We start from the raw sequence: 26,974 nt of genomic DNA, 5'->3' as shown, positions 1-26,974 counted from the left end.
CGGTTGAGGACGCAAAAATCAAGCATGCCACGGATTGTGTGATTTTTTAGGAGACAAATCACGCACGCTGAACTATAAAACTCATACATTCATATCATTCTGCACTCCATATGGCTAAAACATTAACAAAACGAGACCTCGTTAACAAGATCAGCGCCGAAACCAACTTCACCCAGATTGAAGTGTTCGACATCGTACAGCGTGCCGTGGACATTATCTCCAGCACACTTGCGGAAGGTGACCGTGTGGTGATTCGCAACTTTGGTACCTTCCAGGTGAAGGAAGTGAAGCCCAAGGTAGGCCGCAATCCCAAGAATCCTGACCAGGACGTGCCGATTCCGGCCCGCTCCGTCGTCAAATTCAAGGTCGGCAAGGAACTGAAGGACCAGGTCGCCAAGCTGACCGCCTCCAAGTAATCCCCGCAGGGACCAGACAAATTACACCGGGCGTCTCCATTCAGCGATGGAGGCGCCTTTTTGTTTGCAATTTGCGCGGCAATCGGGAATATAGGGAACCGTGAGCATGTTCCGGATACAGCACATTCTCCTGATCGCCGCCGCAGGGCTCTGCTCCTGCGCCACCGAACGTACGGTGACCACCAGCCTTCAGCCCAAACAGCGCCCGGACTCGGCAAAAACGGACGCGGAGCTGATGGATGCCCTGGAGGCGAAATTCGCCGGCGGCTTCGGCCAGCAGACGGACAAGGAAGGCAACACCAAGATGGTCTCCCAGAAACGGAGCTCCTTTGAAGGACTCCGGTACAACGGCGACATGTCCCAATTTGAGAAAAAGGCCTTTGAAACCACCGCCTTTGAAAAAAAGAAATTTGACGGAGCCGCCACACAGTTTGAAACCAGGAAATGGGACGGCGTCAAATCCTTCACGGATGGAAAACTGGAAACACCGGACTTCATTGCCCGGGCCAAGGGCGTGAATACCCAGTCCTGGCAAGATGCCTCCAAACAATACGCCACGCAGCAATCCGACCTTCAGGGCCGCTCCTGGAAGGAGGCGGACAAACACCTCGGACGCACCGTCAACCGGGACATTGAAGCCAAGCGGCAGAGCTTTGAACAACCCACCATGATGAGCGCTCGCCAGGCCCAGGCCCGCACCATCCAGGAAACACGGGAAATGATGGGGCGGACGGACTAGCGCGCCAACGTTCCGGACGTGATCCCATGCCACATTTCAGGTTCGACATTGTTTTCAGCCGCCCTCTATAATCCCGCCCGTGAGTGCCAAAGACGTTCCACCTTCCATCACCCTGCCTACCAGCGACTACTATACCATTGTCAAAATGAGCAATCATGCCGTCGTGGGAGTATTCCGCCAGCATGTCTTTGCACGCCGCGGCACGCGCCGTTACGCACCCCCCATTCCGGAAGAGCACGACTCCTACTGCGTTAAAAGAACTCCGGAACGTGTCATGGTGCAAATCTTTCATGACGGCAACGAAGTTTACCGTTGCATTTTTGTGCCGCCTGCCGATTATTGACGGCAGGACAACCATGAAAGCGCCTTTTTTCAGTCTGGCCTTCTGCCTCATTACAAGTCTGATTGCAGCCTGTTCCTCCCCCTCGGGACCCAATGCGTGGACGCCGGTCACTTCCGGCCCGCCGCGTGCGCCCATCCCTCAGAACGAAGTTCTGGTCATTGATGAATACCCCATGGGGGAATATACCAACGTAGGGCACTTTAACGGTCCTGAAGGACGCATTGTCCATGTCTCCATGGAAGACAAGGAACTGATCGACTACTTCACCAGGGAGGCTGCCGCCATGGGCGGCAACACCGTCGTCATCAGGGAACCGCGCATCCGCTACCGTTCCGGTGAAGGCAAGAGCAGCCGGGTGGACGTCATCCATGTGCGGGAGGAAATGGGAACGCACGGCGCGGAAGACCTGGGCATGGACTCGCTCCCCATTGATGAAGAATCCCTGCGGATTTATTAATCCGGCCCCACTGCCCTGCGCGATCTCCCGCCCAGGGCTTTTTTCAGCCTTTTCTATTGGCCGCGCCGCAATGCGGGCACTCCGCATGGGAATTCCCGTCCTCCACATAAAACCGGAACCCGCATATCCGGCACCGTACCTTGCGCCTCCGGTCCAGGAAAGACCGTACCCACCCCGTTGCCAGGCAAATGAATACTACGGCGCAAAAACCGCCGGACGCCAGCAAAAACAGGCGCAGCAAAAAATCATGAAGCGTCATGCTCACGGCTCTTCCTCCTTCCATTCAATGGACATGGTGCCGCTCCGCGGCTCCCGGGACGGAACCCAGCGCAGGGAGCGGGCAAACCTCATGGCGGACTCGTCCGCTCCATTGCTGCCGGAAGACTCCAGCAGCAGCACCTGGGAGGGAACGCCCCATACGTCCACTACCACAAAAAACTCGCTTCTCAGCCCCGTATGGTCCTCGCTCCTGGAAAAACTGGACAGGGAGCCGGCTGTAACAATCCGGCCGTCCAGCCCCGGAGAACAAAAAGACAGGTAGGGAATGCACGTGCCGGAAACATCCAGGGAAGGATTCATCATGGCGCGTATATGGAAATCCGGATGCTGCCACATGCGCCACACCTGGTCCGCCACGGTGGGGACGGACACGGGGGGAAGAGGAGCCAGAGGCGTATCGGCGGAGCGCAGGGAAGGCAGAGTCACGCCCGTTTCCCCGATCGGGCCGGCTGTCACCGGATCAGCCCAGACGGGGCCCCTCACGGGCAGCGGAGTATTGCGCAGCACATACTGGTGCAGGCGCGGATTATCCGCAGGAAGCAGAACCACGGCGCCCGGCTGGTCCCCACGGCGGCGGACTCCCGGCACCTCCACATGGACAAACACGGCGGCCACGGATGCGCAAACGCCGAACAAAAGCATCCACAGCAAAATGCGCCAGCGCAAAATGCCGGTCTCCCGCCAGTCAAACGTCAACCCCACGTGGAGGTCGAAAATCTTGGCCCGGCTCTTTTTGTTCAGCTTCATGCGGCAGAATGGAAAAAAATCAATCCGCAGGCTCGGCGGCAATATAGCACGTCATTCCCTTGGCAAGCACCATATCCACCAACTGCTGTTCCAGAGCCCGAGAAACGGCGGAATCCAGCCGCAAGGCAATCCCCACGCGTCCCCCTCCATCCCCCTCGTTCTCCCGGGAAATCCGGTCCAATTCTGCGGAAACGCCGGGAAGGCCGCCTTCAATCAGGCGGTTCCCAATGTAAAAAGCGGGCTGGTCGCCGGCCGTGACGGAAATAAACTCCACATCCCCCACAATATTCATCAGGAAACGGGAGGACGGGGCCTTCACCTCATACCCGTACGCCATCCCCACGCGGGAAGTCATGATCGTCAGCACGCAAACAAGCACGACCAAATCCAGCAGGACGACCACCTGCATGAAAAACGCCCCGGTGGGCAACGTTGAGCGCGTCTTGATCTGCATGCCTTTTTTCCTTCCCTGTTACGCTTACACTCCCCGTCCGGCCATGCTCTCCCCCTCCTCGCGCCTCTGGCGGGCGTCGCACACCAGGCACACGGCCTCCGTGCCGGCCCGTTCCAGGGAATGCACGATCTGGCGGGAGCGGGAAGCCAGGTAGGAATAAAACAAATAAGCGGGAATCGCAATGCTCAGCCCAAGGGCGGAGCTCAGCAGGGCCTGGTAAACGGCGTCCGACATGGCGAGGGTGGGGGCCTTCCCTTCCAGGAGGCCCGGCTGGGAATAAAAACCCACCAGCCCCTGAATCGTCCCCAGGACGCCTATCAGCGGACTCACCGTAGCCACCACCAGGAGGCCGCGGATATTCTTCTCAATCTGGAACACCTCCATCTGCACGGAATCCTCCGCCACGGTCCGGAGCTCTTCACGCCGCAATCCGGCATGCGCCAGCACGGAGGCAACCACACGGGCCGCCGGGCCAGGCAGAATGGAAGCCTCATGCCGGGCTTCATCCGTCTTTCCGGCATTCACCAGCTTGGAAATGCCCCTTAAAAAATCCCCGGTATTAATCTGAATCCTGTGGAAATATAAAATCCGCTCCGCAACAACCGCCAGCGCGTACACGGCCAGAATGCTTAAAACCCAGAACAACGGCCCTATCTTGATGATCAATTCATTCATAACCCACTTTCTCGCGTCAGATGATGCACACTTTCCATGTAAATTCAATCCAAACCTATGTAGCCCGGCAGCCGAGCTTCTGCAGCAGCCGCGTTCCGGCCCACAATAAAACGGCGCCGATCCACAGCAGGGAACCCAGGCACAACAGCCATACCGCATCAAACAGGCACATGCCGGAAAGCAGCAGCACCACGGCCGCCTGAACCCGGGGCCTGCCCGCTTCACGCCGGGCCACCATGGAAATCAGGCAGGTAAACGCAAACAGGCCGAAAGCATACCACAGCAGGGACGCGGGCAGCACGGGTTCCCCGGCCGCATGGGCAAACACCAGCCCGGCGGCCAGCACCCACAGCCCGCGGCACAGCCCCATCAGAAAAACGGAGCCGCTCCACAACTTGTGAAACATATTGTACAGGGAAATCACGATCAGCAGCACAGCGCCCGCGGCAAACTCCCCGCCCAGCGCCATATTCAGCACCAGGCCGGACAGCCCGGCCACCAGGGACAGCAGCCTCAGCACGGACACGCTCACCGCGCCGCACGGCACGGGACGGTCCGGATAACGGGAAGCGTCCCACCTGGCATCCACACGGTCATTCTCCCACATGCCGTACAAATAAAAGCACAGCCCCATCAGCACCACGCCCGCATACAGGCCGGCAGGCGGCAGCTCCGCTCCCCGGACGGCAGCCCACGCCACGGCCGCATTGGTGAACAGCGTGGGAATATTGGCCGGACGGGAGGAACGGATCACTCCCCTCAATAAACGGCAATCATGCATCGGCGCACACTGTATAGGGAAAAACGGCATTTACCAAGCACATCCACAGTCAGCAAAAGTGTGGAGACGGCCCTCCCTACCATGCAGGGCGGTATCCATACATACCCAGAAATAGATTGTCTTTACAGGGCTGTTCCCTATCATCCGGAAACATTAAAGCTTCTTTTTCTCCCCTCCATGAATATCAGAACCCACATCCAGGCGCTTCTCATCTGTACCATGGCCTTATCTGCACAGGCGCAAAGCATCGTGGATTCCCGGGCCTCCCTTCCCCGGGCCGTTCAGCTCCACGGGGATGAAGGAAGAGAAACGGTGCGTCCGGACGAATCCAAGCGCATCTCCCCGAACGAAGCGCCGGCCTCCCGCATGCAGCCCCAGCGCATCGTCAACCGGATAGCGGCCACCGTCAACGGTCGCCCGATCACGGCCAATGAAGTCAGCGTGCGGCTCATGCCCATCGGCGCGCAACTCGCGGCCCAGTACCCCAAACAGGGTCCCGAATTCTACAAACAGCTCGCCCTGGCGAAAAAAAACATCATTGAAGACCTGGTGGAGCGCGAACTGCTCCGCAACGAATTCGAAGGCATGGGCGGCGTCATCCGCGACTCCCTCATTGACCAGGAAATCAACCGCACCATCCTGACCACCTTCAACGGTGACCGCTCCGCTTTCCTGAAAAACCTCAACCTCTCCGGCATGACCATCCGCGCCTTCCGGGAAATGACGAAAAAACAGCTCCAGGTCCAGATCATGCGCGCCTCCAAATACGACCAGGAAATACCGCCTACCCCGGAAGAAATACGGCAGGAATACGAGGCAACCAAGGAACAATACCGGGACCTGACCAAGGACAAAATCAAATTCAAGAAAATCTTCATCCCCATGCTGGGGGACGACTCCGCCTCCACGCCGGAAGTGCAGCTCAACCTGGCGGAACTCATCGCCAAGGAAATCAAATCCAAAAACGCCACCTTTGAAGACATGGCCAAGCGGTACTCCAAAGACCTCTATGCGGAAAAAGGCGGCGATTGGCCCGTCACGGAGCGCTCCACGCTCTCCCCGGAATCCGCCGCCATCATCTTTGGCGCGCAGACCGGCGAAATCATCGGGCCGCTGGTGGACTCCACCGGCTTCACCATCGTGCTGGTGGAAAAAAAGGAACTGGCCCCTCCTCCGCCACTTTCCGCCATCAAGGAGCAGATCGACATGATGGCGCGCAACAAGCGCAGCAATGAACGCTATAAAAAATGGGTGGAACGCCTCCGGAAAAAAGCCATCGTCAAGGTGTACATCTGAGTTCCTCCCGCCTCTCCCCTTTCCCCCGTTGCCGGACCGGCCCATTCAACAAGGCCGGTCCGGCATTCTCTTTTTCATTCCCCCGGTTCCAGTCCATCCAACCGATTCATTCGTCCTCTTTCTTTGACCGGGGGCAGCTTCCTCTCAACCATATTTCCGGAAGACGCCTCCATACATAACCGGACGGCGGCTGCAAGTCATCCCGCCGGATACGTGAAGCCCTGCTGACGGAATCCGTGCAGAAACCGCATTCTGCTGAATAAAAATCTTGCAAGATTGCAGATTTCCAGTCGTAATACCACAGATATGTTCACCAACATTACACGCACGACCCTCTGCATTACTGCGTTCAGCATCGCCAGCCTCATGGCGGCGCCCCTGGACGCCACCAAAACGGAGAGCCTGGATTGGAACTGGAAATTTGCCCGTTTCGGAAAAATGCCGGATGGCAGCACACAGCCGGAACCGGGAAAAGCCATGGGATTCGCCACTGCCACCAGTGAGGAATCCGGCAATCCGGCGGACAATGCCGTGGACGGGGACAAGTCCACCCGCTGGTGTGCCGACGGCGGCAAAAGCGGGGAAAAAATCACTGTGGACATGGGACGCCCCGTGGACGTGAAAACCGTCAACATCCTGTGGGAAAAACAAAACAACCATCTTTTCAAGCTGGAAGGCTCCGGTGACGGAAAACGCTGGACGACCATTGAAGACAAAACTTCCGGACAAAACGACTCCAAGGAAGACACGGTGGAAAACAAAACCGGCAAGCCTCGCTACTTCCGCGTCACCGTCACGGGCAACAACCAGAGCAACTGGGCCAGCATCCGTGAAATCACCTTTAAAAACGACAAAGGGGAAATCATCCGCCCGCAGGCCGCCGCCGGAGCCAGCAAAGCGGACCATCCCTCCAGCCCCGGTTTCAACGACAAAAACTGGCGTTCCCTGAACCTGCCGCATGACTGGGGTGTGGAAGGGCCATACCGCATGGACCTTCCCAATGAAACAGGCAAACTCCCGTGGGACGGCATCGGCTGGTACCGCAAAACGCTGGAAGTACCGGCGGACGCCAAGGGCAACCAATTCTATCTGGATTTTGACGGCATCATGTCCCGCCCAAAAATCTATGTAAACGGAGACCTGGCCGGCGAATGGAAATACGGGTACGGCTCCTTCCGCGTGGACATCACGCCCTTCCTGAAATTCGGCCAGAAAAACACCATCGCCGTCAGGGTGGACAATCCCCCCAACTCCTCCCGCTGGTATCCGGGCGGCGGCATCCACCGCCATGTGTGGCTCACGGAATCCAACCCCGTGCACATCGAACACTGGGGCGTCTTCGTCAAAACCCCGGAAATCACTAAATCCTCCGCCAAGGTGGAAGTGGACACCACGGTGAAAAACACCACGGACAAGGCCGTCACCCCCTCCGTTACGGAAGAAATTCTGGACGGTGACAAGGTAGTGGCCACAACCACCACCAGGGGGGAAGCGATCCCCGCCGGGGAAAAAGGCAAGGTCACCAGCACGCTGACGCTTAAAAACCCCACCCTGTGGACGCTTGAGGCCCCCCATCTGTACAAGATGAAAACCACGGTCAAGCTGGGTGACAAGGTCATTGACCAGAAACTCACGAACTTTGGCGTGCGCACCATTGAATGGAAGCCCACGGGCTTCTACCTCAACGGGGAGCGCGTGCAGCTCAAGGGCGTCTGCCAGCACCATGACCTGGGGCCGCTGGGCGGAGCCGCCCATACGCGCGGCTATGAACGCCAGATTGAAATCCTGAAGGAATTCGGCGTCAACTCCATCCGTACGTCCCACAACCCTCCCGCGCCGGAAGTGCTGGACCTGTGCGACAAAATGGGCATCCTGGTCATTGACGAACTCTTCGACATGTGGCACAGCGCCAAAAAAGGGCAGGACTACCACAACTACTTTGACGAATGGCATGAACGCGACCTGGTCAACTTCTGCCACCGGGACCGCAACCATCCCAGCGTCATCGCCTGGAGCACGGGCAATGAAGTGCCGGAACAGGGCAACAAAAACCTGCATAGCGTCTCCCAGAACCTCACGGACCTCTTCCACCGGGAAGACCCCACCCGCAAGGTGACGGCCGGCTGCAATGACGCCGGGGCCGCCCGGAACGGCTTCGCGGACACGATGGACGTCTATGGCTACAACTACAAGCCCTGGGCGTACAAGGCCTTCTCCAAGGATCGCCCGGACCAGCCCTTCTACGCCAGTGAAACCTCCTCCTGCGTCAGCACGCGCGGAGAATACTTCTTCCCCGTGGACTGGAACAAGAGCAAGGGCTTCTTCCTCTACCAGGTCAGCTCCTATGACCTCTACGCCCCCGGCTGGGCCTACCGCCCGGACGTGGAATTCGCCGCCCAGGACGACAACCCCAACAGCGCGGGCGAATACGTGTGGACGGGCTTCGACTACCTGGGAGAACCCACCCCGTACAACCTGGACGCCACCAACGCCCTGAACGTGCCGGAAGGTCCGGAACGTGAAAAACTGATGGCCGAGCTCAAGAAGCTGGGCAACCGCGCTCCCTCCCGCAGTTCCTACTTCGGCATCGTGGACCTGTGCGGCTTCAAGAAAGACCGCTTCTACATCTACCAGGCCCACTGGAGGCCGGATGTCAAAATGGCCCACATCCTGCCGCACTGGAACTGGCCGGAACGCAAAGGCCAGGTAACGCCCGTGCATGTCTACACCAGCGGGGATGAAGCGGAACTCTTCCTCAACGGGAAATCCCAGGGCGTCCGCAAAAAGGGCACCGGTGAAAAAGACCGCTACCGCCTCGTGTGGGAAGACGTGAAATACACGCCCGGCACCCTCAAAGTCGTCGTCAAAAAAGACGGCAAGCCCTGGGCTACGGACACGGTAACCACCACCGGAAAACCGGCGGCGCTCACCCTCAAGCCGGACCGCAGTGAAATCAAGGGAGACGGCTATGACCTCTCCTACGTCACCGTGGCCGTCCGCGACGCGCAGGGCCGCATGGTGCCCCGCAGCAAAAACCAGCTCACCTTCAAGGTAAGCGGCCCCGCGGACATTGCCGGCATCTGCAACGGCGATCCCACGGACTTCACCACCATGGCGAACCCGGAAAACAAAAACATCATGAAAATCAAGGCCTTCAACGGTCTTGCCCAGGTCATTCTGCGTTCCCGCAAGGGTGAATCCGGAAAAGTGACGCTCCAGGTCATCTCCAACGGCCTCAAGCCGGCCCAGACGACCGTGACGGTCAAATAAATCCTGAAAAAACTCCGCTCAGGCCGCCGGTTCCCGCCAGGGAGCCGGCGGCTTTTTCATACTGCTGCCCCTGGGGCGGAAAGGGCCGGTTTTTCCACCCATCCCAGGGCAGGTAGGGATTGAAAGAAAAAAACTTTATGGTACCCTTTTGCCCATGTCTGATCTGCCCAAAGCATATGATCCGTCCCTAGTGGAAGAAAAATGGCAATCCCGCTGGATTGAAGAAGGTTGTTTCAAGGCTGACCCGGCTTCTGAAAAGCCTGCCTACTCCGTCGTCATTCCTCCCCCCAACGTCACGGGAGTGCTCCACCTGGGCCATGTGCTGAACAACACCATCCAGGACATCCTGGTGCGCCGCGCGCGCCAGAAAGGATATGAAGCCCTGTGGCTGCCGGGCACGGACCACGCCGGAATCGCCACTCAGGTACGGGTGGAAAAGGACCTCAAGCAGACGACGGGAAAGAGCCGCCATGACCTGGGCCGTGAAGCCTTCCTGGAAAAAGTCTGGGAATGGAAGGAAAAACACGGCGGCATCATCATCAACCAGCTCCACAAGCTGGGCTGCTCCTGTGACTGGGACCGCGAACGCTTCACGATGGATGAGGAATACACCAAAGCCGTCGGGCAGGTATTCATTGACCTCTTCCGGGAAGGCCTCATCTACCGCGGCCGCCGCATGGTCAACTGGTGCCCCGTTTCCCTCACCGCCCTCTCCGATGAGGAAGTCATCATGACGGAGCAAAAAAGCAAGCTTTACACCGTCCTCTACAAGCTGGAAGACGGCTCCGGAGCCCTTCACGTAGCCACCACCCGTCCGGAAACCATCATGGCGGACGTGGCCGTGGCCGTCAACCCGAAGGACCCGCGGTACGCCCACCTCATCGGCAAAAACGTCATGCGCCCGCTCAACGCCGCCCCCATTCCCATCATCGGGGATGAATACGTGGAAATAGAATTCGGCACGGGCGCTCTGAAAATCACCCCGGCCCATGACAAGGCCGACTTTGAAATAGGCCGGAAATTCAATCTGGAAATCATAGACATCCTCACCCCCGACGGCCATATCAACTGCACGGAAGTGCCGGAACTGCACGGCATGGACCGCTTTGACGCGCGCCGGAAATCCGTGGAAATGCTGGAAGCCGCGGGCCTCATGGTCAAAATTGAAGACTATGACAACAAGGTGGGCTTCTCCGAACGCGCCAACGTCCCGATCGAACCGCGCCTCTCCATGCAATGGTTCCTCAAATACCCGTGCGTGAAGGAGGCGGCGGACGCCGTGGCCGGCGGGGACATCACCTTCCGCCCCGCGCGCTGGGCGAAAACCTATGCCCACTGGCTGGAAAACATCCAGGACTGGTGCATCTCCCGCCAGCTCTGGTGGGGGCACCGCATCCCCGTCTGGTACCGGAAGGACAAGGCGGAAGAACTCAGGAACGCCCCTGCTCTGGACGCCTCCGCCCTGGAGCAAGGCTTCCTCTACGTGGGAACCGAGCCGCCCGCGGATCCGGAAAACTGGACTCAGGACAGCGACGTGATGGACACATGGTTCTCCTCCTGGCTGTGGCCCTTCTCCACCATGGATGACGAAACCCGCGCCAAATTCTACCCCACCACGGACCTCGTCACGGGACCGGACATCATCTTCTTCTGGGTGGCCCGCATGATCATGGCCGGCTACCGCTTCCAGCATGACAAGCCGTTCAGCAACGTCTTCTTCACGTCCATCATCCGCGACAAAATAGGACGTAAAATGAGCAAATCCCTGGGCAACTCCCCGGACCCGCTGGACCTGATCGCCAACTACGGCGCGGACGGCCTCCGCTTCGGCCTCATGCGCATCGCCCCCACGGGCACGGACGTGCGCTTTGACGAAAACCAGATCGGCGAGGGCAGGAACTTTGCCAACAAACTTTACAACGCCACCCGCTTCCGCCTGATGCAGGGCGCGGCGGAGGAAGACGCTGCGCCGCACTACTCCCCCGTGCACATCTCCATCATCTCCAAGCTCAAGCAGCTCCATGCAGATGTGGAAAAAGCACTGGCGGACTACGAATTCAACGCCCTCATCCAGAACCTGTACCAATTCTTCTGGAACGAATACTGCGACCGCTTCCTGGAAGCCGTCAAGGGAGATTTGAGGGACGGAGCGGACCCTGCGGCACGGGCGGCCACGCTAACCACCATGGACACGGTGCTCAGGCACTACCTGGCCCTGCTGCATCCGGTCATGCCGCACATCACGGAGGAACTCTGGGCTTCCCTGGGCTTTGCGGACGCCAACGGCGGCCTTCCGCTCATGCGCACCCCGCTCCCCTCCGCGGACGGTCTTCTGGCAGGGCTGGACGAAACCCGCATCACGCTGGCGAACACCCAGGCTGCGGCTCTCTATGAAACGGCCAACAAGGCCCGGAACCTGAAGGCGGAATACGACCTCTCCAACAACAAAAACGTCAGCTTCATCCTGAAAACCACCCATGACGTCCCGCTGGACATCCTCTCCCGGCTGTCCATTCTGGCAAACGCCAAATCCGTCACCCGGGACACTGCCTACTCCGCCCCCAAGGGAACGCCTGCGGCCCTCACGCCGCTGGGAGAGCTCTTCCTTCCCCTGGAAGGACTCATTGACGTGGAAGCGGAAAAGGAACGACTGGGCAAGGAGCTGGACAAAATTGCCAGGGAAATCGCCAAATCCTCCTCCAAGCTGGGCAATGCGGGCTTTGTAGAAAGAGCCCCGGCGGAAGTCGTGGACCAGGAAAAAGCCCGTCTGGCGGATTGGGAGGCAAAACAGGCCCAACTGAAAGGGATGCTTGATTCCCTTTCCTAATCATCTATTCTTCCGGGAATGAATGACCTTCAACAGTACTTTGCCGGTCGTGAGCAATTCATTGAATTGCTGGAAGCGGTGGGCATACGTACTCTTGAACAATTCGCTTCCGCGGACCCTTTCACCGTTTTGCCTGAACTCCATCAGGCAAAACGGATGCTGAAACTGCGCACGGAAATACCTCCGGCTCCCGTTTTCAGGGAATGGGTGAACCAGGCGCTTGCAATGCCCACAGCGCCGGAACCGGCTGCACTGCACGCTTCCACGGACGGAAGCCTCCCGCTTGCCACTCCCGTGGTGGAACTGGCTCCGGCGGTGAAGACAACTCCGCGGACATCCGGACCCGGCAGGGAAAAACGGCCACGCCCTCGTGCCGACGGCCCTGCGAAACATCTCTCCACCAAGGCGAGGCGCCAGGAAGAACAAAGCTACCAGCCCGCCAAGCGCGTCCATGTCCGGCAAGAGCCAAAAACCTACCTGCGCAAAAAGGGCGTCAAGCACATGACTCCTTTCCGGACATGGCTGGGAGCCGCCTCCGTCCTCCTCCTCTTCGTCTGCACCCTCTTTTCCATCGCAATCATCACCCTCGTGCTTCTCAACGGGGAACGAGGCTGGTTAATCATCAGCCTATGCTTCGGCCCCTGGTTTCTGGCGCTGATCCTGTATCTTTCCCTGGCGTTGCCCCGGAAATGTAGCGTATGCCGCGCCCACGTCTTCTCCTTTAAAAAATACACCCGCAACAAGGCGGCCCATCGCATCCCCCTCTTCGGCTACGTATTTGCCACGGCTCTGCATATATTCCTCTTCCACTGGTTCCGGTGCCCGGCCTGCGGTTCCTCCCAGCAGTTGGAAAAAACCCGCGCGGAACAGCACAAACACTAGCGTGCGCGTGGCCCCCTCCGCCTTGGCCTCCCCGGGATCTCCCGGCCTTTCTCCTGCGCGTAACGCTCGGAAAAAGGCTCCTTTCCTGTCCGGCGGCAGCAAGAACAGCAATCCCGAACAACGCGTTTCCCGCTCTTTGCCCTATCCCTGGGCCCCAAATCCGGATTCAGACGGGACAAACAGCCTTCCCTCTCCGAATTCTCTGAAATGGCCTTCTATCAGCGGTTCCCGCATCTTCCGCCGTCATCCCCTGCCCGGAAGCGGAACGGGCGCATCTCAAGTCTCTTGGCTCCCGGCACGCCCCAAGACATTCTCTCAGACAGACCGCCTGAGGCCCTTGCCTCCCTTCCGCCTGAAAAACCCGTATCGACATCTTCATGCCGTGCGATGTAAAAACACGTTCCCAACTCGGAAACACGGGAATCCATCGGGACGTTTCAAAAACAGGAAAAAACCTGCCCCATAAACTATTCCGGACTCTCTTCCCAGACGCCCGGCAAACTCGTAGTTCCGGTGACTTTATTGTTTCTCATGAAAAACGCCTCAAACACACATTCACCGGAAAAATACGGGCAACAAAAAAACGCCGTCCTCTCTTCAGAGAACGGCGTTCAAAATCCTGAGGTGTCTCGGTTAGAGCACTTCCGGAGCAAGGGAAACAATCTTCATGAACTTCTTTTCACGGAGTTCACGGGCGACCGGCCCGAAAATACGGGTGCCGCGCGGGTTGTTGTCCTTGTCGATAATGACGACGGCGTTGCCGTCAAAACGGAGCACGGAGCCGTCATCACGGCGGATCGGGGCGGCGGTGCGCACCACTACGGCCTTCACCACAGTACCCTTCTTCACGGAAGCGGTGGGAATGGACTCGCGGATGTGGCAGGTAATAATGTCGCCAATGTGGGCCTGACGGGTGCGCTTGCCGATGACGCCAATCATCTTGGCGGAGCGGGCGCCGGTGTTGTCGGCCACCTGGACTAGGGATTCCATCTGGATCATGGTATCAAATCTCCTTTATTTAATGGTTGATTCCTGATTAGTGGGTAAGCACTTCCACCAGTTCCCAGCACTTGAGCTTGGAAAGCGGGCGGGTTTCAACGATACGTACCTTATCGCCTACCTTGGCCGTGGAATTTTCGTCATGGGCATAGAACTTCTTGCTCTTCTTGACGATCTTCTTGAACTTGGGGTGCGGAACGCGGGCAACGTATTCCACGACGATGGTCTTGTCCATCTTGGTGGAGGTCACCACGCCGACGCGCGTCTTGCGAAGGCCGGGCTTCTTGGTTGTTTCGGTTTGTTCGGACATTGGATTCTAAAAGTGTTAGAATATTCTGTTGTTACCGGAAATCCTCAGTTTACGCTTCCCCGGTTTCACCCTTGATGGTAAGGGCGCGGGCAAGGTCCTTGCGGACGGTGCGGATTCTCTGGTTGTTTTCCAGCTGGCCGGTGGCCTGCTGGAGACGGAGATTGAAGAGTTCTTCACGAAGGCTGCGCACCAGAGCGGAAAGCTCTTTGGCGGACATAGCACGAAGTTCTTTGGGGGAATTCTTATCGGACATGGTGATGAGTAGCTTTAGTGTTGAACGCCTTGACGATAGACGAAGCGGGTCGGCACGCCCAGCTTGTTGGAAGCCAGACGAAGGGCTTCACGGGCCTGGGATTCGGTCACGCCGCCTACTTCAAACAGAATGTTGCCGGGGCGGACAACGGCCACCCAGCCTTCCACGGCGCCCTTGCCCTTACCCATACGAGTATCCGGGGGACGGGACGTAAAGGACTTCTGCGGGAAAATGCGGATGAACACCTTACCTTTACGTTTCAGGTAACGGTTGATCGCAATACGGCAGGCTTCAATCTGGTTGTTGGTGATCCAACCGCGGTCGAGCACCTGAAGGCCGAAGTCACCAAAGGCAACATAGGTACCGCTGGTGGCATTGCCGGAACGGCTGCCGCGGTGCATCTTGCGGTGCTTCACTCTTTTGGGCATTAAAGGCATATCTTATTCCTCCTTGTGTTAAGTGTGATGAACAATGTGATGGCGGCTTTCTTAGGCACGCGGACGACGGGGACCGCGGGGGCCGGACGGGCGTGAGGTCTGCTGGGAGACGACTTCATCGCGCTTGTTGACCCAGCACTTCACGCCGATGATGCCGTACAGGGTGCGGGCTTCGGCGAAACCGTAGTCAATCGGGGTGCGGAGCGTCTGCAACGGCACTTTGCCTTCGCGGTACCATTCGGCACGGGCGATATCGGCGCCGCCGAGACGGCCGGCGCAGCGGATGCGGATGCCGTCGGCGCCACGTTCCATGGCTACCTGCACGGCGCGCTTCATGGCGCGGCGGAAGGAAACGCGGCGTTCCAGCTGGACGGCCACGTTTTCAGCGATGAGCTGGGCGTCCGTTTCAGGAGAACGGATTTCCACGATGTCAATGTTGACCTGGGTGGAAGCGCCGCACAGGCCCTGGAGGTACTGGCGGATCTTTTCAATTTCTTCACCCTTGCGGCCGATGACAAGACCCGGACGGGCGGTGTGGACGGTAATGCGGACGCTGTTCCAGGCACGTTCAATCACGATGCTGGAGACGGCGGCGGACATCAACTGTTCCTTGATGTACTTGCGCATCACCAAGTCTTCATGCAGCTTGGTGGCGTAATCCTGGCCCGTGGCGTACCACTTGGAACGCCAGTCCTTGTTGACGGCGAGGCGGAACCCGATTGGATTTACTTTCTGACCCATGATATTAGTTCAGCTATATGTGTGTTAGATTGGAATGACTTAGCCTTCTTGATCGGCCAGTACGACGGTGATATGGGATGTGCGCTTGCGGATCATGTTGGCGGATCCACGGGCGCGGGGCATCGTGCGGCGCATCGTGGGGCCTTCATCGACCATGACGGACTTGACCACCAGCGTGTCAACGGACAGTTCCGCATTATTCTCGGCGTTGGCCAAGGCGGACTTGAGCGTCTTATTCAGCAGGTAGGCACCCTTCTTGGGGGTGTAGGACAGGATGTCGGTCGCCTGGGAGACGGACAAGCCTTGAATTTCTTGAGCAATATCGCGCATCTTCTTGGCAGAGATGCGGGCGTATTTGTAAACAGCTTTCACTTCCATGGGTTTTTCCTCGTAGTGCAGGTTATTGATGAAGATGATTTAGTCGTTGGTTTTTACTGAGGCAGAATCTCCGACGCGCACCGGCTCGGCAGGCGCCGCAAGTTTCTGAACAAGCGCGCCACATACTTCCTTGCGGACGTCCGTGACTACGGCTTCTCCGATGGTTTGCGCTCCCCGGGTCACCTGTACGGGCATCCCGACTTGCATCCCTGCCGTTCTACCGGCGTTCAGCACCACTACTCCGGATTCGGAGTCAATGCTGAGCACCTTGGCTTCCGCCAGGGTTCCCGCGCCATCTCGCACGGGCTGTTGCCTGTATCCCAGAACGGACTCCAGCAGGCGCAGGGAGCTTTCCACTGCCGTCCTTGCATTTGCGTCCTCGGATATGGCTTGTTTCATGTAGGCGAGGATGGCTCCGGAGAGCTTGACGGACGCCTGCTCCAGCCGCTGAATGCGGTCATTGGAGGCTTCGATGTCTGCCACCGCCTGAATCAGGCGTTCCTCACTATTACCTAGCGCTGCGCCTCCCAAAGCTTCCAGCCGGGTACGGATGTCCACCAGCTGGGCGGCCGCCTTGTCGGCGTCGCTGCGGGCCTGGACATAGGATGCCTTGAGGGCCGCATTCTGCTTTTCGAGACGCTCGATTCTGCGCGTCAGTGCCGCCGTATCCTCTTCCGCTCCCTGCAGTATCCCGCCCAGCCCTACAAGGGTGGTAAGGGAATAGGCAAGGATGGAAGAAGAGTTCGACATGTTGATTGTTAACTTACTGATTACTTCTTACCGATACCGCCGTGCTGTTTGAAGACACGAGTCGGGGCAAATTCACCAAGCTTGTGGCCTACCATGTTTTCCGTGACGTACACCGTGGCAAAGTTCTTGCCGGCGTGCACCAGGAAGGTCAGACCGACGAAGTCAGGCGTAATCATGGATGCGCGGCTCCAGGTCTTGATCGGCTTGCGGTCACCGGTTTCAAGCTGAGCGTCGATCTTGGCGAGAAGCTTTTGACTGACAAAAGGGCCTTTTTTGAGAGAACGTCCCATGTTATATGATCCTAGTTAAAGTTATTGTGTATTGGTTACTTGGCGTTGCGGCGCTGTACGATGACGGAGTCGCTGGGCTTGCGGAGACGGCGGGTCTTCTGGCCCTTGACGTGGCCCCACGGAGACTTGAGGTGCTGACGACCGCCGCCGGACTTGGACTTGCCTTCACCACCACCGTTCGGGTGGTCGACGGGGTTCATCGTCATACCGCGCACGGTGGGACGAACGCCCATCCAGCGGGTGCGGCCGGCCTTGCCGGACATTTCGTTCATGTGCTGGGTATTGCCAACCTGACCGATGGTGCAGTAGCAATCCTCATTGAAACGGCGGATTTCGCCGGAGGGCATCTTGATCAGCGCATAACCTGCTTCACGGTTGGAAACAATGGCCTGCTGGCCGGCTGCACGGGCAACCTTGCCGCCGGAACCCGGACGGATTTCAATGTTGTGAACGGAGGTACCCAGGGGAACGTTCTTCAGGGGCATCGCATTGCCGACCTTGGGAGCAACCTTCTGGCCGCTTTCCACCTTCATGCCCACCTGGAGGCCCGTAGGAGCCAGGATGTAGGACTTTTCACCGTCCTTGTATTCGATCAGGGCGATGCGGCAGGTGCGGTTGGGATCGTATTCGATGGTAAGCACGGTGGCGGGCACGTCAAACTTGTTGCGCTTGAAGTCCACCAGGCGATACTTGCGCTTGTGGCCACCGCCGATGTGGCGGGTGGTGATGCGGCCGTTGTTATTGCGGCCACCGGATTTCTTGAGGGGTCTGCAGAGACTCTTTTCCGGGGTAGAGGTGGTGATTTCGTCAAAGGACGGCCACACCTTGTAGCGGTTAGAGGGAGTAACTGGCTTGAATGACTTGAGGGACATGATAGCTTTCCTTCCTAGTAGGGGGCTTTAAACGAGGTCAAGGGTTTCACCGTTGGCAAGCTTGATGTAAGCTTTTTTCCAATGAGCGGTGCGACCTGCATCAGCACGGCGCTGACGCTTGAGCTTGCCGTCATAGTTGGCGGTGCGCACGGAAGCGACCTTCTTGCCGAAAGCGACTTCGACAGCCTTTTTGATTTCGATTTTGTTGGCGTCGCGGTCAACTTCAAGGACCAGCTCGCCAGTGGTTTCCTGGAGCATGGTGGCCTTTTCGCTGATGCGCACCTTCTTGATGACTTGGTAAATGTCTTTCATGGCTTCTTAAGCAGTACGGCTGGCGAGGGTTTCTAAAGCGTTGTCAACGAGGATCACTGCATCAGCGTTCATGAGCTGTTCAATGTTCACTTCTGCGGCGGTCATCAGGAGAACTTCCTGAACGTTGCGGCCGGCAAGATAGGTGGAATCGTCAAAGGAAGCGGCTACGATGAGCACCTTCCTGGCGTCCGTCAGATCCTTGACGGCCTTGATGAAGGACTTGGTCTTGCCGTCGGCCACGGAGAATTCGGCAACGGTGCTGACCTTGGAAGCGGCGATCAGATCGCCCAGCACGCGGCGCAGGGCCAGGCGGCGGGTGCTCTTGTTCACCTTCTTGGTGTAGTCGCAGGGGCGGGGACCGAAGACCACGCCGCCGCCCACAAAGATGGGAGCGCGCTTGTCGCCGTGACGGGCATTACCGGTGCCCTTCTGGCGGAAGATCTTCTTGTTGTTGCCGCTGACTTCAGCGCGGGTCTTGGAGTTGGCGGAACCGGTGCGGCGGTTCGCCTGGTAGGCCACGATGAGGTCATGCACGGCCTGGGAGCCCTTGTCACTGCCTACAAGCTGGATGTTGGCGGCAGCGGCGGCTTCTAATGTAAAGGTATTTGCGGACATAGATAGGTTTTCCTATAATCAATGTGAGGTTAACTAAAGCCTTACTTCTTCTTGGCGGGGCGGATCACGAGGTAGGAACCGCGTGCACCGGGAACGGCGCCGGAGATAAGAATGACGTTGTCTTCCGGACGTACGGCCACAACCTTCAGGTTCTGTACCGTGCGCTTGGCATTGCCCATCTGTCCGGGCATCTTCTGGTTCTTCCAGACGCGGCCGGGGGTGGAACAGCCACCCACACCACCGGTACGGCGGTGCATCATGGAACCGTGGGCGGCGGGAGAGCCGTGGAAGTTGTGGCGGCGCATCGCGCCCTGGAAGCCCTTCCCCTTGGAAGTGCCGATCACGTCAACCCACTGGCCGGCGGAAAAGAGGTCCACGCCGGGATCTTCAGCACCTTCAGCAGGCAGTTCGGAAGCTTCCACGCGGAATTCCTTGAGGAGCTTGGTGGGCTGGATGCCCAGTTTCTTGAAGTGGCCGGCCTGAGGCTTGGCCACGCGGCTTTCCTTCTGCGCATCAAAGGCAACCTGAATGGCGTTGTAGCCATCCTTGTCTTCCGTTTTGATCTGGGCGAAGGTGTTGCCCTTTACGTCAATGACGGTCACGGGCACCATAGCGCCGGATTCCTGGTCAAACAGACGGGTCATACCGACCTTTTTTCCGATAAGTCCTAGAGCCATTGTAGTGTGTCTTTCTGTTTTTTAATTACTTATCCGGGTACCAAACTAGATGCGGATCGTGATGTCCACACCGGCCGGGAGATTGAGCTTCTTGAGCTCATCAATCGTGCGGGCGGTCGGGTCGACGATGTCGAGCAGGCGCTTGTGGGTGCGGATTTCAAATTGTTCAGCCGACTTCTTGTTGACGTGAACGGAACGGTTCACGGAGAATTTTTCAATGCGGGTCGGCAACGGGATCGGGCCGTGAACTTTGGCTCCGGTGCGCTTGGCGGTTTCAACGATCTCCTGGGAGGAGCGGTCGATGGCGCGGGAGTCAAATGCGCGGAGTCGAATGCGGATTTTTGGACTTTGCATGGACGTGCGGTCTATTGGTTATACTTCAAAGGTTTGTTTATTTAGCCTTCTCGGTGACGATCTGGTCAACGAGGTTCTGAGGCACCTGTTCAAAGTGGGAGGGCTCCATGGAGTAGGAGGCGCGGCCACTGGAAAGGGTACGGATGGCGGTGGAATAACCGAACATTTCGGACAAGGGAACCATGGCCTTCAGGATGCAGGCGTTGGCCTTGTTTTCCATGTTGCTGATCTGGCCGCGGCGGCGGTTCAGGTCACCCATGATGTCGCCCTGGTAGTCGGTCGGCGTGGAAGCTTCAACGGACATGATGGGTTCCAGCATGATGGGCTTGGCCTTCTTGAAGGCGTCCTTCATGGCGAAGATGGCGGCCATCTTGAATGCGTTTTCGTTGGAGTCCACTTCGTGGTAGGAACCGTCCACCACTTCAACGTGCACGTCCACCACCGGATAACCGGCGATAACGCCCGTGGTCATGGCTTCATTGAGGCCGGCATAGACGGCGTTCATGTATTCCTTCGGAATGGCGCCGCCCACGATCTTGTTTTCGATGGTGAGGCCCTTGCCGCGTTCGTTCGGCTTCACGTCAATCACCACGTGGCCGTACTGGCCACGGCCGCCGGACTGCTTGACCAGCTTGCCGTCGCCATGGGCGGGGGCAGTGATGGTTTCGCGGTAGGCGATCTGGGGCTTGCCGATGTCGGCTTCCACCTTGAATTCGCGCATCAGGCGGTCAATGATGATTTCCAGGTGAAGTTCACCCATGCCGGAGATCAGGGTTTGTCCGGTTTCTTCGTCGGTCTTCACGCGGAAGGTCGGGTCTTCTTCAGACAGGCGGCCCAGAGCGTTGGACATTTTTTCCTGGTCGGCCTTGGTCTTGGGTTCCACGGCCATGGAAATAACGGTTTCCGGGAAGGTGGGGGGTTCCAGGCAGACATCGTTGTCCGGGCTGGTGATGGTGTCGCCCGTGGTCACGTTACGCAGGCCCACGATGGCGGCGATGTCGCCGGAGTATACGGCGTCAATGTCCGTGTGCTGGTCAGCCTGGATCTGGATGATGCGGCCCACGCGTTCCGTCTTGCGGGTGCGGGGGTTGTACACGGTGTCACCCTTCTTGAGGACGCCGGCGTACACGCGGATGAACACCAGCTTGCCGACGAACTTGTCAGCCCAGAGCTTGAATGCCAGAACCATGGGCTTGGCGTCGTCCGTAGCGGTAATCTTGAAGGTTTCTTCCGCATCCAGCGTGCTTTCAGCGTGGGCGGGAACGGTTTCCACCGGAGAGGGGAGGTAATCCACCACGGCGTCAAGCAGGAACTGGACGCCCTTGTTCTTGAAGGCGGAACCACCGGCAACGGGGATGAACTTGTTGGTGATGGTGGCGCGGCGGATGGCTTCCTTGAGTTCCTTGGGGGTGAAGGGTTCTTCCATGAGAACCTTTTCAGCAAGTTCGTCGTCCACGTCGGCCACGCGGCTCACCAGTTCATGGTAGGCCAGTTCGGCTTCTTCCTTGAGTTCAGCGGGGATTTCCTCAACCGTGTAGGTGGAGCCCAGACGGTCGTTGTCGGCATACATGACAGCCTTCTGGTTCACCACGTCAATCTGGCCGCGGAGCTGGTCTTCAGCGCCGATGGGGATCAGAATGGCGGCGGCGTTCGCACCCAGCTTGTTGTGGATGTCGTCCAGCACGTTGTTGAAGTTGGCGCCGGTACGGTCCATCTTGTTCACGAAGCACATGCGGGGAACGCTGTACTTGGTGGCCTGGCGCCATACGGTTTCCGTCTGGGGCTGCACGCCGGCCACACCGCAGAATACCACGATGGCGCCGTCAAGCACGCGGAGGGAACGTTCCACTTCAGCGGTGAAGTCAACGTGCCCGGGGGTGTCAATAATGTTCAGCTGGAAGTTTTCGCCTTCGAACATTTTGCTGATACCTTCATTTTTCACCTGCTTCCAGTTGGTGGTAACGGCAGCGGAGGTAATGGTGATACCGCGTTCGCGTTCCTGCTCCATCCAGTCGGTAGTGGTGGAACCGTCGTGGGTTTCACCGATCTTGTGGATCATGCCGGTGTAGAAAAGAATACGCTCGGACAAAGTAGTTTTGCCGGCGTCAATGTGAGCGGAGATACCGATGTTGCGGTAGCGCTCAAGGGGAGCCTTGCGATTGGGATTGTTTACGTGATCGGACATAGTGTCTGGAAAGTATCTGTAATGATCGAAAGTGAATGGTTCGGCTGACAGTCGCTGAAGGGATTACCAGCGGAAGTGGGCAAAGGCGCGGTTGGCCTGGGCCATCTTGTGAACGTCGTCGCGCTTGCGGACAGAGGAACCCTGGTTGTTGGCGGCTTCCTTGATTTCGTTGGCAAGAGCCTTGTGCATCGGCACGCCCTTGCGGTTGCGGGCGTAGTTCACAATCCAGCGCATGGCCAGAGATTCGGAACGGGCCGGGTCCACTTCCAGAGGCACCTGGTAGGTGGCGCCACCTACGCGGCGGCTCTTCACTTCCACACGGGGCTTGGCATTTTCAATGGCGCGGGTGATCACTTCCAGGGGATCAATGCTGTCCGTGCCTTCGTTAGCCATGTCGATGGCGGCATAAACAATGCGTTCCGCAAGGGAGCGCTTGCCATCCAGCATAACCTTGCTGATCAGTTTGCCAACAAGAGCGCTGTCGTAACGGGGGTCACGACGTTCGATTTTTCTATAGACGCGTTTACGGCGGGCCATAATATATAGTAGGTAAGATGTTAATGTTTACTTGGCGGCAACCTTCGGGCGCTTGGCGCCATACTTGGAGCGGCCCTGGCGGCGCTTGTCAACACCGAGGCAGTCAAGAGCCCCGCGGACGATATGGTAGCGAACACCCGGCAAGTCCTTCACACGACCGCCGCGAACGAGCACGATAGAGTGTTCCTGGAGGTTGTGACCTTCACCGCCGATGTAGGCGATCACTTCTTCACCATTGGTAAGACGGACTTTAGCCACTTTACGAAGAGCCGAGTTCGGCTTCTTGGGCGTACGGGTCATTACCTGGAGACAAACACCGCGGCGTTGCGGGCAGCTATGAAGAGCGCGTGACTTGGACTTCTCTTCCGGAGTAATACGTCCCTTGCGGACGAGCTGATTAATGGTCGGCATGTTTTCCTGCTTTGGTTGTGGTTCGTCGGTCTGGTCCGATATTCAAGGCGAACATCCCTTTCAGTAAGCAGGAAGCGCGCCTTTTTTCCGGAGGCAAACCCGATAGAAAACGTATTTCTTGCGCCTTTCGGCGCGTTTGGGGACGGCCAATATAACGTGATTTTATATCATGACAAGTCTTTTATTCATCTTTTCCTAAATATTTCATCCGTGCCATTTTCCCCTGCTCTTTCCCAAGCTTCATTCCGGGTTGCCGGCGCCTTTTTCAGCCTCTTCCCCACCTGGCGGACCTCCACATGCTGATAGACGAAATAGGCGATAACCAGGGAAACACACAAGGCGATTCCCCAGAATAAAGCTGGGGGGCCATCCACCCGCCACTTCATTCCCGCATGTTCCCGCAGCATGCGGAATACTTCGGCCATGCCCCGCATCACCGGCATGTGGAACAGAAAAAGGGCGTAAGTCATTCCCGCGCCAATCCCCACCCATTTCAGGAGGAGGGCAGGCAGGGACGGCAGGCGGACGCTCCACAGGGAGACAATGCACAGGGCAAAGATGACGGAAGAAACAACGTACCCCGGGAATGAATAGTTCAGGGCTCCGATTCCTTCATGGCTGGCGGCGGAAGAAGCCAGCAGCCACGCCGCGCCTGCTCCAATCCAAAACCATCGCCATGGACTCTTCCACCGTTCCATATTCCAGGACGCACACCACATCCCCAGCAAAAACTGCCACAGGCGGAAACTCACCTGATAATACAGCCTGCCGTAGTCTATCATGGTGCCGCTCCGGAACGCAGCAAAAAGAATGCTTGCCGCCAGAAGCCACAGGAACGGCCTTTTCCCGTAATAACGGTAAAGCCACGGAAACAGCGCCAGAAAGGCCATGATGCAGACGATGAACCAGACCGCCGCATTCCCCATCATCTTCCACATCGCAAGTGTCGGCGCGGCTATCAGCAGCCTGACTCCGGCCCACGCCGTCGCCTGCTGGCCTTCAACAAGAAAAACGGCAAAACCGGCAGTCCAGGCAATCAACAGCACCGGCAGCAGGAGCCAGCCTTTTTCCGGCAATATTCCCCGATGCTTCCTTGTGTGAAACCTCCGGCGGATCGAACGGCCAGAAAACCGCTCAAGACAAAAAAGCCATCCACAGCCACGCTCCCTCCGCAATTCCATCCCCCGCTGTAATGGAAAAAGACAACCGTCAGGCACAACAAAATTCTCAGCAGATCCAATCCATAATTCCTGACAGGCAGCATATCCGGAAGCCAACGGATAAGCAATCCGTTACAGACTGAAGAAGGGGAAGCATTTCCCTGTCCACGGGGAGCGGAGCAGTCCTTTGTGGAACTGAAATGCAAACGTCCGCCAGGACGTACCGGCTTTAAGGAGGAGGGTTCGCTAACGTTCCCTTTCAAATTGAGATGCCGGAGAGGCTTGCGCCGCACCCCGTCCGGGCGCGCATTTCCGAAGGTTTTCCCTTTCCATGCAAACGGCCTCCGATAGGCAAGGGGGAGTCATCGCAAGTTTTTCTCCCTTGGAAACACCGCTTGACCACGGATTGCTTATCCGCATCCTTTTCCGGCGTCTTCAGGGCAACACGGGGACAAAAAAATCCGTTTCCAGCCACGCAAGCCGGAAACGGATTCCAAAGATCAACTGCGGGAACCGTTATTTTTTCGGCGTCACCAGGGAATGCCCGGACATTTCGGCAGGCTGTTTCAGCCCCATCAGGTTCAGCAGGGTGGGGGCCACGTCCGCCAGAATGCCGTTGGAGAGGTTGACCTGGTCCTTGTCGTCCGCCACGTAAATGAGGTCCACAAGATTGGTGGTATGGGCCGTGTTCGGGGAGCCGTCCTCATTGCGCATGTGTTCGGCATTGCCATGGTCCGCGGTGATGAGCAGCTTGCCGCCCAGGGCCAGCACCTTCTTCACGCACTTTTCCAGGGCGCTGTCCACCGCTTCGCAGGCGGCGACTCCGGCTTCTACAAATCCGGTATGGCCCACCATGTCCCCATTGGCAAAATTCATGATCACCACGTCGTACTTGTCCACGGCGTCCACAAACCTGTCCGCCACTTCCTCCGCGCTCATCTGGGGCTTGAGGTCATAAGTGGCCACTTCACGGGGGGAGGGAACCAGAATGCGGTCCTCGCCGGGGAACTGCGTTTCCACGCCTCCGTTAAAGAAGAAAGTGACGTGGGCGTATTTTTCCGTTTCCGCAATGCGGAGCTGAGTCTTCCCGGCTTCCGACACAATCTGTCCGAAAATGTTGTCCAGCTGCTCCTGTTCAAAAACGATGGGGGAGGGATACTTGGCATCGTACTCCGTCAGCGTCACATAATGAACCCTGGGCGTCACTTCACGGTCAAAGCCGTCAAACCCGGGATACAGGAAGGCATCGCTCATCTGGCGGGCGCGGTCCGCACGGAAGTTGAAGAAAAACACCACGTCATTATCGCGCACGCGCTGTTCGTTGCCGTAGGCAAAAATGCCGGGCTTCAGGAATTCATCCGTCTCGCCCTTGGCGTAGCACTGTTCCACATATTCGGAGGGGGAACAGGTGCACTGTTCGCCGCGGCCCAGCACGATGGCGTCCCATGCCAGCTTGTTGCGGTCCCAGCGCTTGTCGCGGTCCATCGCATAGAAGCGGCCGATAACCGTGGCGATTTTCGCGCCGTAAGGCTTGATGGCTTCTTCCAGTTGGCGCATGAATCCGGCCCCGCTGGTGGGGGAACAGTCACGGCCGTCCGTGATGGCATGGATGCAGATGTCGCGCACGCCCGCTTCATAGGCGTATTTGACGATGCCTACCAAATGGTTGATATGGCTGTGCACGCCGCCGTCGCTCACCAGGCCGAGCAGGTGCAGGCGGGAGCCGGCGGCCTGGGAAAAAGCGGTCTTCAGCACGGCATTTTCACCCATGGAACCGTCCTTGATGGCGTTGTCCACCCGGCAAAGATCCTGGAAAACCACGCGGCCAGCGCCCAGGTTCAGGTGCCCCACTTCGGAGTTGCCCATCTGCCCGTCCGGAAGGCCCACGTCCTCCCCGGAAGCGCCCAGCAGGCTGTGGGGATAGTTGGCCAGGAGGTAATCAGTAAAGGGGGTATCAGCCAGAACAGTGGCGTCACCGTACTCTTTCGCGACATCAGGCCCCAACGGATTGCGGCCCCAGCCGTCGCGAATGACAAGAACGACAGGCTTTTTAGAAGACATGGGCCTTATTTACAGGCATCCCCTCCTTTTGAAAAGCCTGAAATCAGGCATTCCTTCTCCGACTCTGAAATAGCCTGCGGTTTCCCCCCCTTCCCCACGCGGACAACTACATACCTTCCACTCATGACCGGATGCTCCGAATGGAACACCGCAAACTTCCATTCCAGCGAACTGGTTCCCACCGCTCCCAGGCTCAATTCAATGCTCAACCAGTCGCCCAGACCGGCGGAACTGGCGTAATCCACCTCCACATGCACGCGGGGCCAGCCGCAATCGGGGGAAAGAACCTCCAGCCCCCGGGAACGCAGGTACTCGTGCTCCACCTCCTCTATCAGGCACAGCAGCCGGGTGAAATGAGCCACGCCGGAGGCGTCCGTATCGTGAAAGGCTACCTGGCGCGTTCTGACAAAGGGGATGCAGGGAAGTTCTTCAGGCATGCCTTCATCCTGCCTCCTTTCCCGGAAGC

At 58.0% G+C, this 26,974-nt stretch carries 30 protein-coding genes and 1 pseudogene; 8 read left to right on the top strand and 23 right to left on the bottom strand.

The features are described from left to right. Positions 1-74 precede the first annotated feature (74 nt). From P8A25_RS03295 to P8A25_RS03280, 4 genes are all read left to right on the top strand, one after another. Positions 75-416, top strand: a complete 342-nt coding sequence (locus P8A25_RS03295; protein WP_306419612.1) for an HU family DNA-binding protein — start codon at positions 75-77, stop codon at positions 414-416. 106 nt (positions 417-522) lie between these two features. After that, positions 523-1,155, top strand: a complete 633-nt coding sequence (locus P8A25_RS03290; RefSeq protein WP_022397808.1) for a hypothetical protein — start codon at positions 523-525, stop codon at positions 1,153-1,155. Between the two features lie 79 nt (positions 1,156-1,234). After that, positions 1,235-1,498 carry a hypothetical protein gene (locus P8A25_RS03285; protein ID WP_102721852.1) on the top strand — a complete coding sequence of 88 codons (264 nt, stop codon included), beginning with the start codon at positions 1,235-1,237 and terminating at the stop codon, positions 1,496-1,498. 13 nt (positions 1,499-1,511) lie between these two features. Continuing rightward, a complete protein-coding gene (locus tag P8A25_RS03280; protein WP_102721853.1) occupies positions 1,512-1,955 on the top strand; it encodes a hypothetical protein in 444 nt (147 codons plus the stop codon). Positions 1,956-2,216: 261 nt separating this feature from the next. On the opposite strand, the gene P8A25_RS03275 is transcribed toward P8A25_RS03280, so the two are convergent. Genes P8A25_RS03275 through P8A25_RS03260 form a run of 4 tightly spaced genes read right to left on the bottom strand, consistent with a single transcriptional unit; the run spans position 2,217 to position 4,891 of the window. Continuing rightward, positions 2,217-2,981 carry an energy transducer TonB gene (locus P8A25_RS03275; RefSeq protein ID WP_215442512.1) on the bottom strand — a complete coding sequence of 255 codons (765 nt, stop codon included), beginning with the start codon at positions 2,979-2,981 and terminating at the stop codon, positions 2,217-2,219. A gap of 19 nt (positions 2,982-3,000) precedes the next feature. Continuing rightward, on the bottom strand, positions 3,001-3,435 hold the full coding sequence (locus tag P8A25_RS03270; RefSeq protein WP_022397804.1) for a hypothetical protein: 435 nt from the start codon (positions 3,433-3,435) through the stop codon (positions 3,001-3,003). Positions 3,436-3,459: 24 nt separating this feature from the next. After that, the gene (locus tag P8A25_RS03265) at positions 3,460-4,110 is read right to left on the bottom strand and encodes a MotA/TolQ/ExbB proton channel family protein (RefSeq protein WP_022397803.1); all 651 of its coding nucleotides are present in this window, start codon (positions 4,108-4,110) and stop codon (positions 3,460-3,462) included. A 55-nt stretch (positions 4,111-4,165) separates the two neighbouring features. Further along, a complete protein-coding gene (locus P8A25_RS03260) occupies positions 4,166-4,891 on the bottom strand; it encodes a UbiA family prenyltransferase (protein ID WP_180971806.1) in 726 nt (241 codons plus the stop codon). A gap of 177 nt (positions 4,892-5,068) precedes the next feature. Here P8A25_RS03260 and P8A25_RS03255 point away from each other — a divergent pair, with 177 nt between their 5' ends. The 4 genes from P8A25_RS03255 to P8A25_RS03240 all read left to right on the top strand — a co-directional run bounded on the left by P8A25_RS03255 (position 5,069) and on the right by P8A25_RS03240 (position 13,166). Further along, the gene (locus P8A25_RS03255; protein ID WP_180971621.1) at positions 5,069-6,187 is read left to right on the top strand and encodes a peptidylprolyl isomerase; all 1,119 of its coding nucleotides are present in this window, start codon (positions 5,069-5,071) and stop codon (positions 6,185-6,187) included. Positions 6,188-6,493: 306 nt separating this feature from the next. Continuing rightward, positions 6,494-9,457 carry a beta-galactosidase GalB gene (gene galB, locus P8A25_RS03250; protein ID WP_022397800.1) on the top strand — a complete coding sequence of 988 codons (2,964 nt, stop codon included), beginning with the start codon at positions 6,494-6,496 and terminating at the stop codon, positions 9,455-9,457. A 154-nt stretch (positions 9,458-9,611) separates the two neighbouring features. Then, complete coding sequence (locus P8A25_RS03245) at positions 9,612-12,284, top strand: valine--tRNA ligase (protein ID WP_215442510.1); 2,673 nt, start codon at positions 9,612-9,614, stop codon at positions 12,282-12,284. 18 nt (positions 12,285-12,302) lie between these two features. After that, positions 12,303-13,166 carry a hypothetical protein gene (locus P8A25_RS03240; protein WP_022397798.1) on the top strand — a complete coding sequence of 288 codons (864 nt, stop codon included), beginning with the start codon at positions 12,303-12,305 and terminating at the stop codon, positions 13,164-13,166. Between the two features lie 633 nt (positions 13,167-13,799). Here P8A25_RS03240 and rplN read toward each other — a convergent pair. The 19 genes and pseudogenes from rplN to P8A25_RS03145 all read right to left on the bottom strand — a co-directional run bounded on the left by rplN (position 13,800) and on the right by P8A25_RS03145 (position 26,945). Further along, complete coding sequence (rplN, locus tag P8A25_RS03235; protein ID WP_012419350.1) at positions 13,800-14,165, bottom strand: 50S ribosomal protein L14; 366 nt, start codon at positions 14,163-14,165, stop codon at positions 13,800-13,802. Between the two features lie 37 nt (positions 14,166-14,202). Beyond that, the gene (rpsQ, locus tag P8A25_RS03230) at positions 14,203-14,475 is read right to left on the bottom strand and encodes a 30S ribosomal protein S17 (protein WP_012419351.1); all 273 of its coding nucleotides are present in this window, start codon (positions 14,473-14,475) and stop codon (positions 14,203-14,205) included. Positions 14,476-14,524: 49 nt separating this feature from the next. Continuing rightward, positions 14,525-14,728, bottom strand: a complete 204-nt coding sequence (rpmC, locus tag P8A25_RS03225) for a 50S ribosomal protein L29 (protein WP_022397797.1) — start codon at positions 14,726-14,728, stop codon at positions 14,525-14,527. 14 nt (positions 14,729-14,742) lie between these two features. Next, positions 14,743-15,165: a 50S ribosomal protein L16 gene (gene rplP, locus P8A25_RS03220; protein WP_022397796.1), complete on the bottom strand. Its 423-nt coding sequence runs from the start codon at positions 15,163-15,165 to the stop codon at positions 14,743-14,745. A gap of 51 nt (positions 15,166-15,216) precedes the next feature. Next, positions 15,217-15,906, bottom strand: coding sequence for a 30S ribosomal protein S3 (gene rpsC, locus P8A25_RS03215; RefSeq protein ID WP_022397795.1), 690 nt, complete (start codon positions 15,904-15,906; stop codon positions 15,217-15,219). A 39-nt stretch (positions 15,907-15,945) separates the two neighbouring features. Then, positions 15,946-16,284, bottom strand: a complete 339-nt coding sequence (gene rplV, locus P8A25_RS03210; protein ID WP_022397794.1) for a 50S ribosomal protein L22 — start codon at positions 16,282-16,284, stop codon at positions 15,946-15,948. 39 nt (positions 16,285-16,323) lie between these two features. Then, complete coding sequence (locus tag P8A25_RS03205) at positions 16,324-17,034, bottom strand: hypothetical protein (protein WP_022397793.1); 711 nt, start codon at positions 17,032-17,034, stop codon at positions 16,324-16,326. A gap of 20 nt (positions 17,035-17,054) precedes the next feature. Then, a complete protein-coding gene (gene rpsS, locus P8A25_RS03200; RefSeq protein WP_022397792.1) occupies positions 17,055-17,324 on the bottom strand; it encodes a 30S ribosomal protein S19 in 270 nt (89 codons plus the stop codon). Between the two features lie 35 nt (positions 17,325-17,359). Continuing rightward, entirely contained in the window at positions 17,360-18,196 is an 837-nt protein-coding gene (rplB, locus tag P8A25_RS03195) for a 50S ribosomal protein L2 (RefSeq protein ID WP_012419358.1), read from the bottom strand. A gap of 27 nt (positions 18,197-18,223) precedes the next feature. After that, positions 18,224-18,508, bottom strand: a complete 285-nt coding sequence (gene rplW / locus P8A25_RS03190) for a 50S ribosomal protein L23 (protein WP_022397790.1) — start codon at positions 18,506-18,508, stop codon at positions 18,224-18,226. 6 nt (positions 18,509-18,514) lie between these two features. Further along, the gene (gene rplD, locus P8A25_RS03185; RefSeq protein WP_022397789.1) at positions 18,515-19,123 is read right to left on the bottom strand and encodes a 50S ribosomal protein L4; all 609 of its coding nucleotides are present in this window, start codon (positions 19,121-19,123) and stop codon (positions 18,515-18,517) included. Positions 19,124-19,164: 41 nt separating this feature from the next. Next, positions 19,165-19,800 (bottom strand): 50S ribosomal protein L3, encoded by a 636-nt coding sequence (rplC, locus tag P8A25_RS03180; RefSeq protein WP_022397788.1) that lies wholly within the window; start codon positions 19,798-19,800, stop codon positions 19,165-19,167. 45 nt (positions 19,801-19,845) lie between these two features. After that, positions 19,846-20,154, bottom strand: coding sequence for a 30S ribosomal protein S10 (rpsJ, locus tag P8A25_RS03175; RefSeq protein ID WP_022397787.1), 309 nt, complete (start codon positions 20,152-20,154; stop codon positions 19,846-19,848). A gap of 37 nt (positions 20,155-20,191) precedes the next feature. Further along, the gene (gene fusA, locus P8A25_RS03170) at positions 20,192-22,339 is read right to left on the bottom strand and encodes an elongation factor G (protein ID WP_022397786.1); all 2,148 of its coding nucleotides are present in this window, start codon (positions 22,337-22,339) and stop codon (positions 20,192-20,194) included. A 63-nt stretch (positions 22,340-22,402) separates the two neighbouring features. Then, a complete protein-coding gene (gene rpsG / locus P8A25_RS03165) occupies positions 22,403-22,876 on the bottom strand; it encodes a 30S ribosomal protein S7 (protein ID WP_012419364.1) in 474 nt (157 codons plus the stop codon). Positions 22,877-22,903: 27 nt separating this feature from the next. After that, entirely contained in the window at positions 22,904-23,287 is a 384-nt protein-coding gene (gene rpsL / locus P8A25_RS03160) for a 30S ribosomal protein S12 (protein ID WP_102721861.1), read from the bottom strand. A 185-nt stretch (positions 23,288-23,472) separates the two neighbouring features. Continuing rightward, positions 23,473-24,551 (bottom strand): annotated as a pseudogene (locus tag P8A25_RS03155) (acyltransferase family protein). A gap of 412 nt (positions 24,552-24,963) precedes the next feature. Then, positions 24,964-26,508 carry a 2,3-bisphosphoglycerate-independent phosphoglycerate mutase gene (gene gpmI / locus P8A25_RS03150; RefSeq protein WP_215442504.1) on the bottom strand — a complete coding sequence of 515 codons (1,545 nt, stop codon included), beginning with the start codon at positions 26,506-26,508 and terminating at the stop codon, positions 24,964-24,966. Positions 26,509-26,513: 5 nt separating this feature from the next. Beyond that, entirely contained in the window at positions 26,514-26,945 is a 432-nt protein-coding gene (locus P8A25_RS03145) for a thioesterase family protein (RefSeq protein WP_215442502.1), read from the bottom strand. Between the last annotated feature and the right edge of the window lie 29 nt (positions 26,946-26,974).

Origin of the sequence: Akkermansia sp. BCRC 18949 (assembly GCF_045011645.1) — a bacterium.
GTDB classification, from domain to species: domain Bacteria; phylum Verrucomicrobiota; class Verrucomicrobiia; order Verrucomicrobiales; family Akkermansiaceae; genus Akkermansia; species Akkermansia massiliensis.
Note: the sequence above shows the minus strand (reverse complement) of the source record. Positions and strands in the feature narration are given on the sequence as shown.

Coding starts and splice junctions, on each gene's coding strand:
- P8A25_RS03290 (WP_022397808.1), top strand. CDS start 523: ATGTTCCGGATACAGCACATTCTCCTGATCGCCGCCGCAGGGCTCTGC.
- P8A25_RS03280 (WP_102721853.1), top strand. CDS start 1,512: ATGAAAGCGCCTTTTTTCAGTCTGGCCTTCTGCCTCATTACAAGTCTG.
- P8A25_RS03275 (WP_215442512.1), bottom strand. CDS start 2,981: ATGAAGCTGAACAAAAAGAGCCGGGCCAAGATTTTCGACCTCCACGTG.
- P8A25_RS03270 (WP_022397804.1), bottom strand. CDS start 3,435: ATGCAGATCAAGACGCGCTCAACGTTGCCCACCGGGGCGTTTTTCATG.
- P8A25_RS03265 (WP_022397803.1), bottom strand. CDS start 4,110: ATGAATGAATTGATCATCAAGATAGGGCCGTTGTTCTGGGTTTTAAGC.
- P8A25_RS03260 (WP_180971806.1), bottom strand. CDS start 4,891: ATGCATGATTGCCGTTTATTGAGGGGAGTGATCCGTTCCTCCCGTCCG.
- P8A25_RS03255 (WP_180971621.1), top strand. CDS start 5,069: ATGAATATCAGAACCCACATCCAGGCGCTTCTCATCTGTACCATGGCC.
- galB (WP_022397800.1), top strand. CDS start 6,494: ATGTTCACCAACATTACACGCACGACCCTCTGCATTACTGCGTTCAGC.
- P8A25_RS03245 (WP_215442510.1), top strand. CDS start 9,612: ATGTCTGATCTGCCCAAAGCATATGATCCGTCCCTAGTGGAAGAAAAA.
- P8A25_RS03240 (WP_022397798.1), top strand. CDS start 12,303: ATGAATGACCTTCAACAGTACTTTGCCGGTCGTGAGCAATTCATTGAA.
- rplN (WP_012419350.1), bottom strand. CDS start 14,165: ATGATCCAGATGGAATCCCTAGTCCAGGTGGCCGACAACACCGGCGCC.
- rpsQ (WP_012419351.1), bottom strand. CDS start 14,475: ATGTCCGAACAAACCGAAACAACCAAGAAGCCCGGCCTTCGCAAGACG.
- rpmC (WP_022397797.1), bottom strand. CDS start 14,728: ATGTCCGATAAGAATTCCCCCAAAGAACTTCGTGCTATGTCCGCCAAA.
- rplP (WP_022397796.1), bottom strand. CDS start 15,165: ATGCCTTTAATGCCCAAAAGAGTGAAGCACCGCAAGATGCACCGCGGC.
- rpsC (WP_022397795.1), bottom strand. CDS start 15,906: ATGGGTCAGAAAGTAAATCCAATCGGGTTCCGCCTCGCCGTCAACAAG.
- rplV (WP_022397794.1), bottom strand. CDS start 16,284: ATGGAAGTGAAAGCTGTTTACAAATACGCCCGCATCTCTGCCAAGAAG.
- P8A25_RS03205 (WP_022397793.1), bottom strand. CDS start 17,034: ATGTCGAACTCTTCTTCCATCCTTGCCTATTCCCTTACCACCCTTGTA.
- rpsS (WP_022397792.1), bottom strand. CDS start 17,324: ATGGGACGTTCTCTCAAAAAAGGCCCTTTTGTCAGTCAAAAGCTTCTC.
- rplB (WP_012419358.1), bottom strand. CDS start 18,196: ATGTCCCTCAAGTCATTCAAGCCAGTTACTCCCTCTAACCGCTACAAG.
- rplW (WP_022397790.1), bottom strand. CDS start 18,508: ATGAAAGACATTTACCAAGTCATCAAGAAGGTGCGCATCAGCGAAAAG.
- rplD (WP_022397789.1), bottom strand. CDS start 19,123: ATGTCCGCAAATACCTTTACATTAGAAGCCGCCGCTGCCGCCAACATC.
- rplC (WP_022397788.1), bottom strand. CDS start 19,800: ATGGCTCTAGGACTTATCGGAAAAAAGGTCGGTATGACCCGTCTGTTT.
- rpsJ (WP_022397787.1), bottom strand. CDS start 20,154: ATGCAAAGTCCAAAAATCCGCATTCGACTCCGCGCATTTGACTCCCGC.
- fusA (WP_022397786.1), bottom strand. CDS start 22,339: ATGTCCGATCACGTAAACAATCCCAATCGCAAGGCTCCCCTTGAGCGC.
- rpsG (WP_012419364.1), bottom strand. CDS start 22,876: ATGGCCCGCCGTAAACGCGTCTATAGAAAAATCGAACGTCGTGACCCC.
- rpsL (WP_102721861.1), bottom strand. CDS start 23,287: ATGCCGACCATTAATCAGCTCGTCCGCAAGGGACGTATTACTCCGGAA.
- gpmI (WP_215442504.1), bottom strand. CDS start 26,508: ATGTCTTCTAAAAAGCCTGTCGTTCTTGTCATTCGCGACGGCTGGGGC.
- P8A25_RS03145 (WP_215442502.1), bottom strand. CDS start 26,945: ATGCCTGAAGAACTTCCCTGCATCCCCTTTGTCAGAACGCGCCAGGTA.